The organism is bacterium, from assembly GCA_022763185.1.
Lineage (GTDB): Bacteria > Bdellovibrionota_G > JALEGL01 > JALEGL01 > JALEGL01 > JALEGL01.
The window spans coordinates 96297-112269 of the sequence record JALEGL010000003.1 but is presented as its reverse complement, the minus strand read 5'-3'; the positions used below and the strand labels follow the sequence as shown (position 1 = coordinate 112269).

The following is a 15973-nucleotide window of genomic DNA, read 5'->3' as shown; positions in this document are numbered from 1 at the left end:
GGCATGGATGAGAAAATGAAAATGAAAGCAACACTTAAAACAATAATAGCTCATGGGGCGTTGGCTATTTCTATGCTAAGCTTAACATTCTGTGCACCTGCCATACCGGACTACGGTTCAGGGATTCACAAACTGCAAAATGGTGATAACCCTGAAGACGCTATGGCACTCTACAATGAAGAAACATGTTTAGCCCTTGGCGGTTATGTTGAACCCGATGGCAAATGTTCAACAACTTACCCAACTGCAGGTTTCACTGATCAATGCCAAACCCCAATAACCCAAGCAGATTCTTTAGCTTGCAACGAGCAACAAGGGGTAGAAGAAAATGGTGGTCAATTTTGGGGGGCTTTGTTGGCTGTAGTGGGGAAAGAAGTTCTCAGTATTGTGAAAGATTTAAAAAATGAAAATATTCATGGTGAATGGTTAAAAACCTATGCCAAAAAAGCTTTAAATGTTACCAGCCCGGGCGGAAAACCTCTTGACGGTGAAAGCAGTATCAATTCAGGAAGTTTAAAGAAACATCGTTTGTTTTTGAAGAAATTTATGGGCAATGTACCGTCCGGAGAATACAGAGGTCTTGCATCTTTACAATTTGAATTGGAAGCCAAAGGTGAAAGCATTGCCACAATGAAAAATATAGCTTACGGAAAAAAACTATTGATGTGTCTTAATGCTTCCTACGTTCACGATGCGAGTAACGACAACAATACTTCAGATACCAAAATAGCTTTACAAATGAAATCTAAATACAACTCGCATGAAAAGCCCATAACTATTACTGCGGCCAATTTTTATGCTAAGTGTAATTCAGCCTCTCAAGAGCAATCTTACATTGCATTTCAATTGCATAATGCGCAAACTTTTCATGTTTACCCATTCAACCCCAAAGATATGGGATTTAGTAAAGCAGGTAACAGCTTTAATTTAGAACCTGAAGATGAGTACACCATTTATGTCGATGGTCAACCCAAAAAAATGCGTTATTATGCAGCAAATAATCAGCTTGATTTGGGCATGGATAACTTTAATGTTGCCAGTGCCATGTTTACAGATACTGAATTTGGAAATTCTGCAACCAACAACCAGGTCTTAGAAAATAAGAACCCTGGCACCAGTGGTGCTGAAGTTCAAAACAGTCAAAACTCATTTAGTAACAGACAGGAGTTTCAAAAACAATATTTACACATTAGCAGCGGTTCAGACAGTGGCACACGTACTTTCTGTAACGCCAACAGTGCTCAAGTGGGGTGTTAAACAACCACAAAAACTTATCCAACTCAAAGGCTATGCACCTATGCATGGCCTTTTTTATTGTTCATTCAATCGATGCTAAAACCGTTGTTCCACTTGCTGTACAATGACTCTTAATTGACTGAAATAGTCTATCAAATCTTGCTGGGGTGTGTTTTCACTTTTAAGATAATTGATTTTCAACTCCAAATCCATAGAAAGCTGCTTTAACAACAGCACGTCTTCACGATCAAACTTAGAATCTATATATTTCTCCAACAAACCAGCCATAAAGCTATCCAAACTGACTAAATCAAAGCTTTTAAGCGCTGCCTTAGGAAAAGGTATATCTTTAAAGCTTAGCCATGCTTGTTCAATGTCTTTTTTCATAAATCTTTAACGTTCAGATCATACTTTTTAAGCAAGCGCTGCACGGATTTTCGATCAATCCCGGCTTGTTTGGCGGCTTTAGAAATATTAAGATCATTCTTTTTAAGTAAATCAATGAGATAGTCTTTTTCAAAAGATTCCACCCAACGCTCCTTGGCTTCTTTAAAAGGCAAATCCGTATCAACTCCACTACCACCCAAAGCAAAACCTGTACTGGTGTCAGCACTGGCGGCTCCACCACCGCTTATATAATCCGGTAAATGCTCAACCATGACCTCATGCCCGTCACAGAAGCTGTAAGCTCTATCAATGGCGTTTTTTAGCTCCCTGATATTGCCTGGCCAGGCATAGCCCTCCAACAATTGTTTGGCATCATGGCCAATGGAAATCACTTTTTTATCTGGATTATCGGCTTTGGCCAACTCAAAAAAATGATCAATCAAGAGTTTAATGTCATCTTTACGCTTACGCAATGGCGGCAAGTGCACTTCCACCACGGATAAACGAAAATACAAGTCTTCTCTAAAATTGCCTTTCTTAACCTCTTCTTTCAAATTGCGGTTGGTGGCTGCCACCACCCTGACATTGACTTTTTTACTTCTGTCCGCCCCTACTCTTTTAATATCTCCGCTCTCAAGGGCTCTTAACAACTTAGGTTGCAAATCAACCGACAGCTCACCCAACTCATCCAAAAATAGGGTTCCGCCATCTGCCAACTCAAATGCCCCTTGTCGCGTGGCCGTAGCCCCGGTAAATGATCCTTTTTCATGACCAAACAGCTCAGACTCTATCAAGTTTTCTGCAACAGCCCCGCAATCAAAAACAATGAAAGGTGATTTATTGCGCTTAGAGGTGTCGTGAATGGCTTTGGCCACCAATTCTTTCCCAGTACCCGTTTCACCGGTAATCACCACAGAGACATTGGTTGGAGATACTTTGTCCAAAACCCCAAAAATCTTGCGCATTTGCAAAGATTTACCAATGAGACCGGCATAATGATCGTTTTTGGACGGATAAATTTCCAGCTCTTCATCCAAAGGGGTAAACTGAATACTGCTTTTACCAATCTTTATAATTGATTGCGGTGATAAATAAGCCTCTTTAACCTTGAGTCCTCCCACATAAGTACCATTGGTAGAATCAAGGTCACGGATAAGGTAACCTTCTTTCATTTTGATAATTTCAGCATGCTGCCTGGAAACCGTATCATCTTTAATTTGTAGGTCGCAGCTTTCAGAGCCTCCAATTACGATCCTACCTTTATCAATTTCATGGGTTGATGTTTTTTCATTTTTATCGGTTACAACTATTTTACATTTGGGTATCATGAGCATAGTGGGTTGCTCACCAGAACGAATTATTTTTGTGTCATTGGCCATAGTCTTTAGTTTACACATTTTTTAAAAAGAAGAAATAAAAAAGTGGGGAGTTGATGTCGCATACACTTCTATTTTTACTGCATGCAGTAACGTTGCTCAAAATTATTCATCATACCCTTAAAACGCACTAACATCGATTGAAATGCAGTGCTAGATAAAGCTAAATTACCTTGTGCATCATATTGTGGGCTAATCCCCAAACTTTGATCCGCACGCTTTTTAAACAGTTGAAAGCTAATGGCTGAATTATCGTATATTTTCCAAGCAACACTTTCTTCTGGATTGATTATATTAGAAATTTCTTCTTGCTGGCATCCCTTCCATGTACACTGAAATCCAAGATAGGTTAACCCCTCTTTAAATTCATCATAGAAAAAGTGCTTGTATTTTTCATACTGACCTCTCCAAACCATTCTACAAGGCGAAGTTTCATTGTCATAGGTAGTTATCTTTTGATAAACACTGTCTTGTTGAGCTGTTACAGAAGCATGATTCTTTTTATTCAAAGAGTTCCGATTAATCCATAACAAATCCCAAATATGCAAGCCCACTTGATCCCATACCTCTTGCTTGTCTAAATCATAGTCTTTTTCAAACAATACATTACTCGACCTAGCAGCCAAAGCCTTTAACACTCTAGCTTTTTGTATTCTTGCAGCATCACTTATGTCACCATACATCTGTAACGTTACAGAGCGTGACGACAGGTTATTACTAAATGTACTAAACTTGTGCGTCAAATCTTCTAAGCTTTCCACGCCATACTCAAACAAACCAGGCCAGCTTTTTTTAGATAGTTCAGAAAAGTAACTCTCGGCTTCACTGAAGATATCTCCAACATAGTTGTCTCCTCTTACATCGGCAAACATTGCCTCTAAGCCTGGATAACCGCTTTCATTAAAAACACCTCCAGAATAAACAGCAACAGGCTGCCCCAAATGAACGCTGGCAGGCTTAAAACTTCTATTATCTGGAAGCTCAATTTCATTAAACCAACCAGAAAGTAAAACTTCAAACTCCACTTTAATGGCAGATAGTTGAGCCAGCATGGCCTGTAGTTTTTCACATTCATCATCGGGTAGGTTTTGTTCTAATTTTTTTCTAAGTTGCTGCTCTTGATCGTATAAAAAATAAGCATAAGCTTTAAACAGCTCGCCAGGTTTTAAGTTGGGCATCCGATTTAAATCTCTAAGCCACAGTTTATTATTGGCCACCTCTAAAAGTCTTTCAACAAAATCTTTTCCACTTAAGGTGCGATCTTTGTGGTAGTTTTGTTTTTTTTCACCAAAGCGACCTGACAACAAAGCACCAAGAGAATGATCTCTAGGTCTATCATTAGAAAAGTTCCTTCCATAAGACGATTTTTTATAGACCTCATCAAACATGAGATCACTTTTATCTTGCGCCATCTGCTCATAGCTTTGTAAAACTTGAGCAACATTTTGTTCACTATGCTCAGCATTAAAAATCATGCTAATCATATTCATGTTAATACTGTGCACTTCTTTAAGCGTAGCATTCACTTCTTGCATCCAGGTGTTGAGTTCATTCTGGTACTTTTTTCTAAATTCCGTATGATATTCTTGATAACGCTCCATTAAAATATGCATATCTTTTTTGTAGTGCTCCCAAGGAATATAGCCGCGATCCACTTTAAACGGGTTGATCACTTTAAAGTCGTCCCCCATTCTGCCAATAAATTCGGCATAATTATTATTGGTGTCGTAGACACTTTCTATATATTGCAGCTGCTTTAAATCTTTAATCTCTTGCTGTAGGCTTCTGCGCAATAAATAATGTTTTACATCGGCTAAAAGACGTTGCTGTACGCAAGTATAAAAATGAAGTTGCGATAAACTTTGCTGACACACAACTTGATTTCTCCTTGGAAACTTTGGCATTTTTTCACGATTTTTAAGCAATGCATCGGCTCGAGCCATCTCCCAGCCTAATGCTCCTTCAACTTTTCCAGCGTTACGTAGGTCTTGAAAAAATGCAGGAATCGTATCCCAAACCAAAACAACCTCAACCATACCAATAGCAAAAAGAGTAAAAAAGTTGGTCTTGGCTATATGCTTTCCAGCATTAAAACCGGCTTTAGCAGTTCTTGCCAAGGGTTTCACATAACGCAAATATTTCATTTCCTTGACATAATGCCTTGCTTTTAGAAAAAACGGTGCTGTGGCTGCATTGGCCACCAAAACACTCCCCGTGTACTCAAACATTTGTTGCCAGTAGTCACTTTGTCTATTCTCTCTATTGTAAAGCATTGCGTTAAGCATTAAACCCACGGCATAGGATACCGTGGTTCTTAAAAAAGCCTTGCCCCAAATTTTTGTAGCCGCTGCAGATAATTGAACATGTTTGGACAAAGCATTAAACAACAAGCTACTATTCTGAGTGATAAGCTTTTGAGTTAAAGATCGTGCAATTACACTGTATATGGCTTGAGAAGAGTAAAACCCTATATTAAAGGTAATATAACGTTTGGTCAGCTCTGGCATAATCTCCAGCAAATGCATGCAATCTTCAAAACGCGTATAAGGGCTGTTAAAAAATCGAATCATCTCCATCGAGAAAAAACCAAGAACAAATGCTGAACCATAGAAAGCGCGGCTCTGAAAAAACTGTCTGGAATTAAATGTGTTTCTGGGTATATGTAAACGACGATGTTTTTCGGCCATATACATCAGAAGCTGTTTTTGTTGTCCGTGACTAAGAGAAGCTCTCACAGAACGCAACTCAGTTAAGATATGATTCAAACGTTGATCATATCTGATGTTTATGCCTGCATTGTTAACTTGAATAGCGCGATCATGTGCGCGCCTAACAAGTGCTTCTGCATAACTTAAGTTTGAATTTGCATTGGCCTTAGCTCGGCCAATATTACCTAAACTTAAAACAAGTAAAACCAGTAAAAAAAATGAACGGTGTATCTCTAAATTCTTTTTTAGATCAAGTCTAAAAATTGCGCTTCCCCCTGCAATTAAATCGTAGTTAAAAATTTATTTTTATTTATTCCCAATATAGTGAGGCACTTATACCACAGATAGAATTAGTTTTCAAGACTCTATTCGCGACATGGCTGTCTCACATGACTAGCATAAGAAACTCCATGTTTATAATATGTTTTATTGCTTTGGTGCTATACTTCAAGCCCACATGCGTTGATATTTCTCATTCATCAAGTACAAAATAAGATCATCTCGCAAACGTTTGGCCATGGGTCTCAAATTCTCAGAAAAATCTACAGCTAAACCAGACTGTCCGCCTTCAAATAAAGCATTATTGACCCTAACAATTTTTGCTGTCACTGGAGAAGAAATGACTCCATTGGATAAAATAAAACTATAATCCATACCCACATTTCTTAAATCATTGGTTTCAATGTAAGCACCTGATCGGGATAAATCGCGGATGACTCCAAAGTTCAATCCCTTGGTGTCTTTTGCATAAACGGCTATTTTAGTTTGAAACCTTCGTGACAATCTTTTTTCATGCGTGAACATCATTGACATCCTACCATATTGCATTGCAGTGATGCTACATTTTTCTGTTTTTCTTGGGGACATATAGACTTTATTCTAACCAGCTTAGTGGATCAATGGTTAAGCCTTTTTGCCTTAATTCAAAATACAAATGATTGCCATAAACGGTACCCGTATCACCTACATAACCGATAATATCGCCAACAATGACCGTTTGATTTTTATCTTTAAACACCTTACCCAAATGTGCATACAACGAAAAGTATCCGCTTCCATGATCTAAAATAACAACTCTTCCATAGCCATCAAACCATCCTGCATAAACCACCCTTCCATCATGAATAGCCCTTACTTCCGCATCTTTTTTTGCGCGTATGCGTATACCTTTTCTATAAAGCTTAACCTTTAGTGTTTGATCGTAGTGGGCTCCATATTTTTGAAACACTTTACCGGATGTTGGCCAAGGTAAGTCGCCCTTAAGCTTGGCAAACTGACTGTCTGGTATTTTTTTTGACCGCAAAGACTGCATGAGTCGATTCATTTTTTTTTCAGCAACTTTTAATTCAGCAATGTTTTTTTCATAAAATTCTTTTTGTGATAAAACACGTTTCAACAAAGTGTCTTTTTCCATTCTTTGCTGCTTTAGTTTTTTTTCATTTGCAGCTAACTCTTTTAAGTTTTTATCTTGTTTAACCTTGGCTAGTTGTAATTTGTTTTGTTGTTGCTCCAATTGGGCTAAAAGCTTCTCACTTTGCAAAAGAATGGCATATTGATGTTTGAACCAAAGTTGATAAACTCTTTCGTTTCGCCTTGCCCATTGAACTTCCTCAAAATTAAATACATCTAGCACCTCTTGTGGCTTACCATATTTATACGTATCTTTGAGTTGCTGTGAAACTTGTTGATCTAAAGCTTTTTTTTTCTGTTCTGTTTTAACAATATCGCTCTTAATATGTGCAATTTTTTGATTGATACTTTTAAGTTTCTTTTTTCCCTGCCTAAGCTCTTCTTGCAATTCTTCTAAACGTAAATCAAATCGTTTAAGCTGTTTTAAAATAGAATTTTCTCTGCTCTTAACTTCTGCTAACTTTCTTTGTTCTTGTTTTATCTTGCCTTTAATTTGCTTAATTTTATTTTCTTGCGCAAAAAGCTGATGTTGAAAAAAAAATATGCAGCCCAGCAATAACAAACTTTGAAGTTTGTTTATCCAACTCATTTTAAAAACCTTTTGACTCCTAGGTAACCGCCAAGACTACCAATAAAAAATGCAAACACTGTCATAAACAATAATATCCATATATTGAAATAACTTAAACTAATCCAAGGCATATTCAATGCATTCTGTAAGTAGGTCTGTAACCACTTAAGCAAAATAGCAAAACTAGCTAAAGCTAAAAACAAAGCAATCAGGCTATTCATCACAGCACAAGTCATAAAAGTAATGGCTACCATTGCATCGGTTGCACCAATTAAACTCATGATTTCTATTTGTTTTTGTTTCATATACGTTAATAAACCCACAACATGTGAAGTGATCCCTAACAAAACTAAAAAAGAAAAAATTAATACCCAAGCCAAAGCCCATCTCAAAATTTTTAAAATGGTAAACCATTTTTTGGCTAAAACCTGGTCACTAACCACCTCTTCTACCAGTGACAAGGTTTTTAAGTACTGAATTTTGCGGTTCAGTACAGTTTCATCATTGAAGTCTTTTTTGATTAAAATTTCAATTGAACTGGGAAAAGGGTTACCCTCTAAATGTTCAACCGTAGCTTTAAGATTTGGATTACTGTCTAAAAATTTTTTTTTAGCTTCAGATTGACTGATGATGCGACAAGTATCAATGAAACTATCTCTACATTGTGCTTTTTGCATCTGCTTGATATCATCGCCACTTGCTTTTTCATTCATGTAAACGGATATTTGTACTTGAGATGACATGTTAGCAATAGTCTGTTGCAAATTTTGGCTTAAAAACAGTAAAGATAAAATACACATCAATACCAAATACAAAGAAAAAATAGATTGAAAATGAACGCGTTTATCTTTCCATAAACTTTTAAATGCTAGACCAACAAAGTATTTTAATGAGCCAGAAATATTCATGACTCACCCACTTTGCCATGATCTAAATGAATATGACGTTTGTGAATCATGTTGATTAATGCATGGTTATGCGTAACCATCAAAATTGTTGTCCCACGTAAGTTTATAAACTTTAATAGCTCAATAATGTCTTTGGATTTTTGTTCATCTAAATTCCCTGTTGGTTCATCTGCTAAAAGAATTTTTGGATGGTTGACCAATGCCCTTGCAATGGCCACTCTTTGTTGTTCGCCTCCGGATAAAGCAGTTGGCAAATGATCTCTTCTGTGTTCTAGGCCAACCATGGATAAAATTTCTTCAACCTTTTCCTCAATACTATTTTTTTTCTCTCCAAGAATACGTAAGCGCAAAGCTATATTATCATAGACTGTATACTCATCAATCAACTTATAATCCTGAAAAACTACCCCGATACTCCGACGCAACCGGGCGATATCTCTTCTATTGACTCGAGAAATATTGCGCCCATCAATGATGACTTGGCCGCTGTCTGGAAAGTCTTCACAAAAAATCATTTTTAATAAAGTGGTTTTTCCTGCACCACTTTTACCGGTAAGACAAATGAAATCACCTTTTTGAATATCCAGGCTAAGACCATTTAAAACATCTTCTCCAGGTGTATAGGCTTTACTGACTTGAAACAAACTAATCATTTTTTGATATATCTCTCCATAGCCAAAATTGACTTTTGAGACAGTTTTTTTAAAACCGACTTGTGTTGATTTTGCATCAGGCGAATAATATCATCCTGTTTATCATTTGGCTTGTAAGATAGCTTTTCAACATGAATAATTGCGCCGTTAACAAAAACTTGCGTTTCTACATACGCACTAACGCCACCTCTATCTTCTGTTTGAACATGAAAAACAACCCCCTCAACATTTAAATTATGATTGTAGCCCGGTAACATCTTGAGTATTTTACACAGACTTTTAAAAAGTGCCAGGCGTATTTTAAGATTCATCCTATTAAGCCAGACAAAAATACGACAGACACATTCTTTATTTTTTGACAGTACCTTTGGGTTTGGTAACTTGTTTAATCTATGGAATTTAATATTGCCCACCTCATTTTAAATGCAGGGCCCGTGGTTAAACTGGTCATGTTGGTTTTGGTTATTTTTTCAATTGTTTCTTGGGGGATTATTTTTAATAAACGATCTTTACTCATAAAAACACTGGCTAAATCCAATGAATTTTCCAAGTACTTTTGGGATGGACCTAGTTTAGATGCAGCCTATAAGAAAGCGCATCAAATGACTTACAGTGCTACAGCAGCTCTCTACATGCAAAGTTATACTGAATATAAAAAACTCGAACAAAGTTATGGCGAACACCGAATGAAAAGCATTCCCTTTGCACAAATCAAAGAAAGTTTAGAGCGCAGCATTGAAAAATCCATTTCACAACAAACTGGTGATTTGGCTAAGCGTTTAAGCTTTTTAGCTACAACTGCCAGTGCTGCCCCCTTTATTGGCCTATTTGGTACTGTATGGGGAATCATGAATTCATTTTTGAATATTGGCGCTAAAGGTGCCACAAACTTAGCCGTGGTGGCACCGGGTATTTCTGAAGCCTTAATTGCGACTGCCCTAGGTTTGTTTGCTGCTATTCCGGCAGCCATCGGATACAACTACTGCAATGCCCTACTAGGTCAAGTAAAACGTAACATGCAGCATTTTGGTTTAGATTTTTTAAACGCTTTAAAACGGGCAAAAATTCAAGAGTAAGTATGGCATTTAGCAACAACTCCAATGATAGCGACACTGTTTTAGCAGAAATCAACGTTACTCCTTTAGTGGATGTGATGTTGGTTTTATTGATCATCTTTATGGTAGCCGCGCCACTCATTCAACAGCAAGTTGATGTGGAGCTTCCACAAACACAAGCCAAGCAAAGCATCAACGCTAAAGAAAATGACATTATTTTAATTGTTGATAAATATAAAAAAGTTCATATTCAAGGGCAGACCATTGCTTTAGATCGTTTAGAAAGCAAACTTAAAGCCATTTATGCCAACAAAAAAAATAAAGAAATTTTTCTACAAGCAGACAAGACCATCCCTTATGGTTTTGTTGTACAGATCATGGCCTTAGTCAAAAATGCAGGGATTAATAAAATGGGCATGGTCACAGACGGACCGGAGCAATCCTAACGGTATTCATGCATCACCAACGAGTAAAAAAAGACTCTTTTCACTCCATGCTAATGCTCTCTGTTGCTGGGCATGGTCTCCTATTTTTTACCGTGTTTTCATTAAAGCTAAGTAAAAACACTTTTAAAATTGAGCAAGAATCCGCAGGCATGAATGTTTTATGGTCTGAAGTTGTTATGGCTCCACCTAAAACAGCAGAAGATAAACTACCTGGGCCAGAAATTCAGCAGCCCAAGGTTCAGAAAAAAACCTCTGCAAAAGCCGATCCTCTGAGCCGGACATTGAAGAAAAAGGACCCCGTCAAATCAGATAAAAGTAATGCAAACAAGCTCCAATCGGCTATTGATGCTTTGGACTTAGAAGAAGATATCAAACCCACGCCAAGGCTTGATAACTTTGCCTCTGACCAAAGTACTGAAAAAAAAGGCGTCCCCTCAGGCCCCAGCGGCCAAGGAAGCTTGATGGGTAACCCTCAATTTAGCCGCTACAAAAAACAAATTGATGATCATATCTACCCTAATTTTTATTGGTTGAATAAAAGCGATACCTATAAAACATCCATTAGTTTTTTTATTGATTCGCAAGGTAATATTTTAAATCCAAAAGTTAAACAATCTTCAGGCAATGTTAGCTTTGACAGTGCCGCCTTACGTGCTGTTAAGAAGTCGAATCCGCTTCCCCAGCCGCCACAAGGAATTGCTAAAGCCTTGTCTGAACAAGAATTTATCGTTAATCTAAGCTTAAAACTCTAAAACAAAGGTCTATCTATGATGAGAACAAAAAAATATGTCGTTTATGTCTTACTAACAATCTTATGCTTGGCCGGCTATGCTCATGGTCAAGTGATCATTGATATCACCCGAGCCAGCAAGGCGTCTTATCCCATTGCTATTGATACGCCATTCACATCAAGCAGACGCTACCAAAGCTTAACTGTTCAAGACACCTTTAACAATACGCTAAAGTCTGACTTGATGACTTTGAGTGTATTTCGTTTTATTCCTAAAAAAGCTTTTTTAGAAAAAGATTCTGAAAAAAAGTTTGACTCACAAAGTATAGACTTTGCCAATTGGGCTGTTCTTGATGCCTTGGCTTTAGTTAAAACACAATACAGCAAAAGACGCGATGGTAAATTTGTTTTGCATGCTAAACTTTTTGATGTTTTGTCCAAAAGTTTATTGTTGGAAAAAAAGTATGCCGGCTCCATTGCTACCATTGACAGTATGGCGCATAAATTTGCTGATGCTGTAGTAGAAACCTTAACCGGTGAATCCGGTTTCTTTAACAGTAAGCTCGCATTTATTTGCAAAGCAAAAGTTCATAAAGAGCTATGCACCATGGATATTGACGGTAAAAATGTGCAACAGATTACAAGAGATAACTCAATTGTTTTATCCCCTTCATGGGATAAAAAAAGAAATAAACTGTATTACACTGCGTTTAAAAATAATAAAACACCCAGAGTTTATGCTTATGATCTAAACACCAAACGTCATACTCCCATGGTTGCACCTAAAAAAGGGATGATGATTGGCTTAGACATTGACCCGTGGGGTCAGTTCTTGGCAACGACCTTAACCAAAGATGGGAATCCAGAGCTTTATCTCTTAAGTTTAAATGGACGCATTGCCCATCGTCTCACCACTCACTGGGCCAATGACGTCAGTCCCAGCTTTTCACCAGACGGTAAAAAAATTGCCTTTATTTCTAATCGCAATGGCAGTGTACAAATTTTTGTCATGCCCAGAAATGGTGGAACAGCAAAACAACTGACCTTTAAAGGAAAAGATAACACCTCTCCGGCATGGTCTCCAGATAGTAAGTATATTGCCTTTGCCGGTATGGACACGGATGGTGAGTATGACATTTTTGTTTTTGATGTTGAAAATGGAACTTTACCCATTCGCCGAACCTATGACGCCAGAGATAATATTGACCCTACCTGGTCCCCGGGTGGTCATTTGATTGCCTTTGCCTCTAATCGTTCTGGAACGTATCAAATTTGGACCATGCGGCCAGACGGTAGCAACCTAAAGCAAATTTCTAAAAAGTCTTCCTGGCATCACAGCATGCCTAAATGGAGTCCTAATAACTAGCAGTATTGATCGTTGCTTACACTTAGCTCTAGAACTTTAATTTAGAAATTTTATAGATTGCCATAGCAATAAACATCAGCAGGCAAAATATCAGAGCAAAGTTACTGAAAAATTGGTTCCGCGCTGTATGCATTAATTTTTTTCTGTTGTTGAGCAAAAACAAACTCAAAGCTAAAAATGGCATAAATAAAGCCCCAACCAAAGTATAAACAATAACCACCCAAATTGGTTTATTGAACAGCAACAACAGTAACGGTGGGAAAGCCAAATAACAAAGAAACAGATGGTAAGCATGCTGATGAACAAAGCTTAAGATACGATTGGAATTTTTTGCATGTTTGTTCTGCCTTTGGCATTGCATGAAGTTTTGAAAAATATATGGCACCCCTTGCCATACACCTAAAACTGAAGAAAAAACGGCTGCCCAAAATCCCCAAATAAATAATTTTTTTCCAAGCTGATTGCTAGCCAATTCAATTTGCTCTGCCAGTGCAATCACAATATTTCCATTTTGTAAGGCACTACTCTCTACTCTACTCGCAATCATAACAACCGCTGCACAAAAACATCCGGTCAATGCATAAGCGACAAACAAATCCAAACGTACTGCTTTTAAATAACTTAAGCCCTCCCACTTTCTTTCTTGCATCCAATAGCTATAACTTAACAATGTCACACTCCCACCTACAGCTCCAACAATACTGAATACGGAGATCATATGCTTTGCATTAATTGATGGTATGAAGCCTTGCAATGTATTCCAGGACACGCCTAAACTCCAAGCACAATAGACAATAAGGATAAACATCCCGGCAACCAAAATTTTCATAAGTTGCTCAAGAAAATGATAACTCCCTAACTTAACCAAAACATAGGCAACTACACTATGTATCACTGCCCATTGAGCAACGCTTAAACTAGGAAAAAGTGTATGCGCAGCAAGGCCGGTGGCAGATACAGTTGCTGCTGCAACAATAAAACTCCACAACAATAAATAAATTAAAAAAACAATCCCCACTGAACGATGAAGGTACTTCATCCAGGCTTCTAAAATGGTTTCTCCAGTGGCCAACTGAAATCTTGCCATGGATTCATTCAATGCAAATTTTAGAGTAACGCCCAAGCCTACACTCCATAAAATACCGGTCCCAAAATTTGCTCCACCAACAGCAGTTGCAATCATATCTCCTGAACCAATACCGGTTGCCGCTAAAACAATACCTGGACCAATAAAACTTAAGTATTGCAAAAAACTATTTTTTTTCATCCTTAAAGGATTAACATAATTTTTATTTTTTACTATTTTTTATCCAGATATCTCGCCATTGACATAACTTAAGAAGGTTGATTGTAATACCATCCATATCATGCATAAAAAACAGACCCTTAACGAATCTATTGTCGCTACCATTGATATAGGCACCAACTCACTGTTAATGTTAGGTGCACACTATCAAAATAAACAATTAAAGTTTTTGTTTGATCATTATTTTATGCCTCGTTTGGGGGAAGGCTTTGCCCAAAGTAAAACTATCAAAAAACAGGCCATTGAGCGTGCCTACAACGACCTTCAAACCTGTAAAACAATTTTAGATGATCATCACCTGCCTTACCATATTTTTATTACTGCCAGCAGTGCCATCCGAGAAGCAAAAAACCAGAAAGAAGTTGTCTCAATATTGGAAAAAGTTTTTTCTTCTGGTTCCATAGAGATCATTTCTGGACAAGAAGAAGCACGCTTAAGCTATTTATCACTCAAAGATTGCTACCCTTTGGCCAGTAAAAATATTTTATTTGATATTGGCGGTGGCTCAACAGAAATTGCTTTAGGACACCAAAACCATCTAAAAGAAAGTCAAAGCATAAAATTTGGTACAGTAAAATTATTGGATATGTTTTTTAAACCTAGCCCTTCACTTGAGGGACTTGATTTAGCGCGTCAACACATCCTAAAACAACTAACTGCCTGTACAATTCAACCCCCCGCCAACACAAACTTCTATGGTACGGCGGGTTCCTTTACTCAGAGCGCTTCCATGCTGCTTCAACTCAAAACCTATGCTTCAGATCACGTGAATGGTTTTAAACTATCCAAAAAAAATATTGCTGATAGCATTAAACAGATATTGCCTTTAGCTATTGACCAAATCAAACAACTCCCTGGCATAGATCCAAAAAGAGCCGATGTTATCTTACCAGGACTCATCATCATTGAATGCCTAATGCACTTTTTTAAAACAGACCATATTCAAGTTTACGATAGAGGCATCCGCTACGGCAAACTGTTTGATGTACTTGATCATTATTCTGGCTGATAAATAACCCCATCGTAGGGCTTTAAAATTTCTTCAATCACCTGACTACGCATAACACCTGCGCTCACTTTAATACCCCAAGTATCGAGCTCTTCTACCCAGGATTCTTGCTCAGGATAATTTTGACTCGCCTTTAAAATAGTCAAACCTTCATCTGTAAGCCCTTCATTAAAACAGGTATGTTCATAGGTATCCAAACGAGATCCCCCAGCAATTATTTTTTTTGGCTTTAGCCATTTAATAACATTCAAACACATCTCACAAGGGGCACTGGTTGTGGCCAATAAACAATGATTTTTTGAAAAATCATACGGCTCAAGAAAACCATTATCCTTAAAGTACTGACCTGCTCTAACGGCAGCTACCACTTCACCATGCAAAATAGCTTGTCCAGTTGCAACCACCTGATTGCAGCCAATACTGATTGGCCGCCAAGACAACACTTCTTTTATGCCTGCTCTTTCTTTCTGCTTAAAATAGTCATCACCCATTATTTTTTTTGAACCATCTAAAAAAACAACCTCTTGTGGAATGGCCACCATTGCCGCAAAAGGACCGTAAGCTTGTTGATTTTGTTTACAAAAACGCATCTCATCTTGCATAAAGTTAATTAAGACCTTTAAAAAATTCTTGTCCTCAACAAAGCTTTCAGATGTTTGTAAAAATTGATCCCAGCGTTTTGGAGCAGATATTGTAAGATTAAATTGATCATCCATAGCAATTGTTGAGTATATCAAAAAATTAATGGTATAGTTAATAACAGTGAAAATACTCAACAATAAACGTTTAGGATTAACTTTGATTGAACTCAT

16 protein-coding genes are annotated in these 15973 nt (G+C 37.6%); 6 read left to right on the top strand and 10 right to left on the bottom strand.

Annotated features, from left to right (window positions below):
* Positions 1–3 precede the first annotated feature (3 nt).
* A complete protein-coding gene (locus tag MRY82_00915; GenBank protein ID MCI5071489.1) occupies positions 4–1257 on the top strand; it encodes a hypothetical protein in 1254 nt (417 codons plus the stop codon).
* Between the two features lie 75 nt (positions 1258–1332).
* On the opposite strand, the gene MRY82_00910 is transcribed toward MRY82_00915, so the two are convergent.
* From MRY82_00910 to MRY82_00875, 8 genes are all read right to left on the bottom strand, one after another.
* Entirely contained in the window at positions 1333–1623 is a 291-nt protein-coding gene (locus tag MRY82_00910) for a hypothetical protein (GenBank protein ID MCI5071488.1), read from the bottom strand.
* Positions 1620–3002 (bottom strand): sigma 54-interacting transcriptional regulator, encoded by a 1383-nt coding sequence (locus tag MRY82_00905; protein ID MCI5071487.1) that lies wholly within the window; start codon positions 3000–3002, stop codon positions 1620–1622. The genes MRY82_00910 and MRY82_00905 overlap by 4 nt, the downstream gene beginning before the upstream one ends.
* Before the next feature lie 74 nt (positions 3003–3076).
* Positions 3077–5686, bottom strand: coding sequence for a hypothetical protein (locus MRY82_00900; GenBank protein MCI5071486.1), 2610 nt, complete (start codon positions 5684–5686; stop codon positions 3077–3079).
* 468 nt (positions 5687–6154) lie between these two features.
* Positions 6155–6574, bottom strand: coding sequence for a PilZ domain-containing protein (locus tag MRY82_00895; GenBank protein MCI5071485.1), 420 nt, complete (start codon positions 6572–6574; stop codon positions 6155–6157).
* Positions 6575–6581: 7 nt separating this feature from the next.
* The gene (locus tag MRY82_00890) at positions 6582–7706 is read right to left on the bottom strand and encodes a peptidoglycan DD-metalloendopeptidase family protein (protein ID MCI5071484.1); all 1125 of its coding nucleotides are present in this window, start codon (positions 7704–7706) and stop codon (positions 6582–6584) included.
* Positions 7703–8596 carry a permease-like cell division protein FtsX gene (locus MRY82_00885; protein ID MCI5071483.1) on the bottom strand — a complete coding sequence of 298 codons (894 nt, stop codon included), beginning with the start codon at positions 8594–8596 and terminating at the stop codon, positions 7703–7705. Before MRY82_00885 ends, MRY82_00890 begins: the two co-directional genes overlap by 4 nt.
* Positions 8593–9249 carry a cell division ATP-binding protein FtsE gene (gene ftsE / locus MRY82_00880; protein ID MCI5071482.1) on the bottom strand — a complete coding sequence of 219 codons (657 nt, stop codon included), beginning with the start codon at positions 9247–9249 and terminating at the stop codon, positions 8593–8595. Before ftsE ends, MRY82_00885 begins: the two co-directional genes overlap by 4 nt.
* Positions 9246–9560: a hypothetical protein gene (locus tag MRY82_00875; GenBank protein MCI5071481.1), complete on the bottom strand. Its 315-nt coding sequence runs from the start codon at positions 9558–9560 to the stop codon at positions 9246–9248. Before MRY82_00875 ends, ftsE begins: the two co-directional genes overlap by 4 nt.
* A gap of 81 nt (positions 9561–9641) precedes the next feature.
* On the opposite strand from MRY82_00875, the gene tolQ reads away from it, so the two are divergent.
* From tolQ to MRY82_00855, 4 genes are read left to right on the top strand one after another with little or no spacing between them, the layout of a single operon-like run.
* Complete coding sequence (gene tolQ / locus MRY82_00870) at positions 9642–10325, top strand: protein TolQ (protein ID MCI5071480.1); 684 nt, start codon at positions 9642–9644, stop codon at positions 10323–10325.
* A 2-nt stretch (positions 10326–10327) separates the two neighbouring features.
* Positions 10328–10750 (top strand): biopolymer transporter ExbD, encoded by a 423-nt coding sequence (locus tag MRY82_00865; protein MCI5071479.1) that lies wholly within the window; start codon positions 10328–10330, stop codon positions 10748–10750.
* Positions 10751–10758: 8 nt separating this feature from the next.
* Positions 10759–11502 (top strand): TonB family protein, encoded by a 744-nt coding sequence (locus tag MRY82_00860; GenBank protein ID MCI5071478.1) that lies wholly within the window; start codon positions 10759–10761, stop codon positions 11500–11502.
* A gap of 15 nt (positions 11503–11517) precedes the next feature.
* On the top strand, positions 11518–12846 hold the full coding sequence (locus MRY82_00855; GenBank protein ID MCI5071477.1) for a hypothetical protein: 1329 nt from the start codon (positions 11518–11520) through the stop codon (positions 12844–12846).
* Between the two features lie 28 nt (positions 12847–12874).
* Here the strand turns inward: MRY82_00855 and MRY82_00850 are convergent, their stop codons facing one another.
* Positions 12875–14113 (bottom strand): Nramp family divalent metal transporter, encoded by a 1239-nt coding sequence (locus MRY82_00850; protein MCI5071476.1) that lies wholly within the window; start codon positions 14111–14113, stop codon positions 12875–12877.
* Between the two features lie 100 nt (positions 14114–14213).
* Between MRY82_00850 and MRY82_00845 the strand changes: the two genes are divergently transcribed.
* On the top strand, positions 14214–15161 hold the full coding sequence (locus MRY82_00845; GenBank protein ID MCI5071475.1) for a hypothetical protein: 948 nt from the start codon (positions 14214–14216) through the stop codon (positions 15159–15161).
* Here the strand turns inward: MRY82_00845 and MRY82_00840 are convergent.
* A complete protein-coding gene (locus MRY82_00840) occupies positions 15149–15973 on the bottom strand; it encodes a hypothetical protein (GenBank protein MCI5071474.1) in 825 nt (274 codons plus the stop codon). The two genes, MRY82_00845 and MRY82_00840, sit on opposite strands and share 13 nt — an antisense overlap.

Coding starts and splice junctions, on each gene's coding strand:
- MRY82_00915 (MCI5071489.1), top strand. CDS start 4: ATGGATGAGAAAATGAAAATGAAAGCAACACTTAAAACAATAATAGCT.
- MRY82_00910 (MCI5071488.1), bottom strand. CDS start 1,623: ATGAAAAAAGACATTGAACAAGCATGGCTAAGCTTTAAAGATATACCT.
- MRY82_00905 (MCI5071487.1), bottom strand. CDS start 3,002: ATGGCCAATGACACAAAAATAATTCGTTCTGGTGAGCAACCCACTATG.
- MRY82_00900 (MCI5071486.1), bottom strand. CDS start 5,686: ATGGCCGAAAAACATCGTCGTTTACATATACCCAGAAACACATTTAAT.
- MRY82_00895 (MCI5071485.1), bottom strand. CDS start 6,574: ATGTCCCCAAGAAAAACAGAAAAATGTAGCATCACTGCAATGCAATAT.
- MRY82_00890 (MCI5071484.1), bottom strand. CDS start 7,706: ATGAGTTGGATAAACAAACTTCAAAGTTTGTTATTGCTGGGCTGCATA.
- MRY82_00885 (MCI5071483.1), bottom strand. CDS start 8,596: ATGAATATTTCTGGCTCATTAAAATACTTTGTTGGTCTAGCATTTAAA.
- ftsE (MCI5071482.1), bottom strand. CDS start 9,249: ATGATTAGTTTGTTTCAAGTCAGTAAAGCCTATACACCTGGAGAAGAT.
- MRY82_00875 (MCI5071481.1), bottom strand. CDS start 9,560: ATGAATCTTAAAATACGCCTGGCACTTTTTAAAAGTCTGTGTAAAATA.
- tolQ (MCI5071480.1), top strand. CDS start 9,642: ATGGAATTTAATATTGCCCACCTCATTTTAAATGCAGGGCCCGTGGTT.
- MRY82_00865 (MCI5071479.1), top strand. CDS start 10,328: ATGGCATTTAGCAACAACTCCAATGATAGCGACACTGTTTTAGCAGAA.
- MRY82_00860 (MCI5071478.1), top strand. CDS start 10,759: ATGCATCACCAACGAGTAAAAAAAGACTCTTTTCACTCCATGCTAATG.
- MRY82_00855 (MCI5071477.1), top strand. CDS start 11,518: ATGATGAGAACAAAAAAATATGTCGTTTATGTCTTACTAACAATCTTA.
- MRY82_00850 (MCI5071476.1), bottom strand. CDS start 14,113: ATGAAAAAAAATAGTTTTTTGCAATACTTAAGTTTTATTGGTCCAGGT.
- MRY82_00845 (MCI5071475.1), top strand. CDS start 14,214: ATGCATAAAAAACAGACCCTTAACGAATCTATTGTCGCTACCATTGAT.
- MRY82_00840 (MCI5071474.1), bottom strand. CDS start 15,973: ATGAGTTCAATCAAAGTTAATCCTAAACGTTTATTGTTGAGTATTTTC.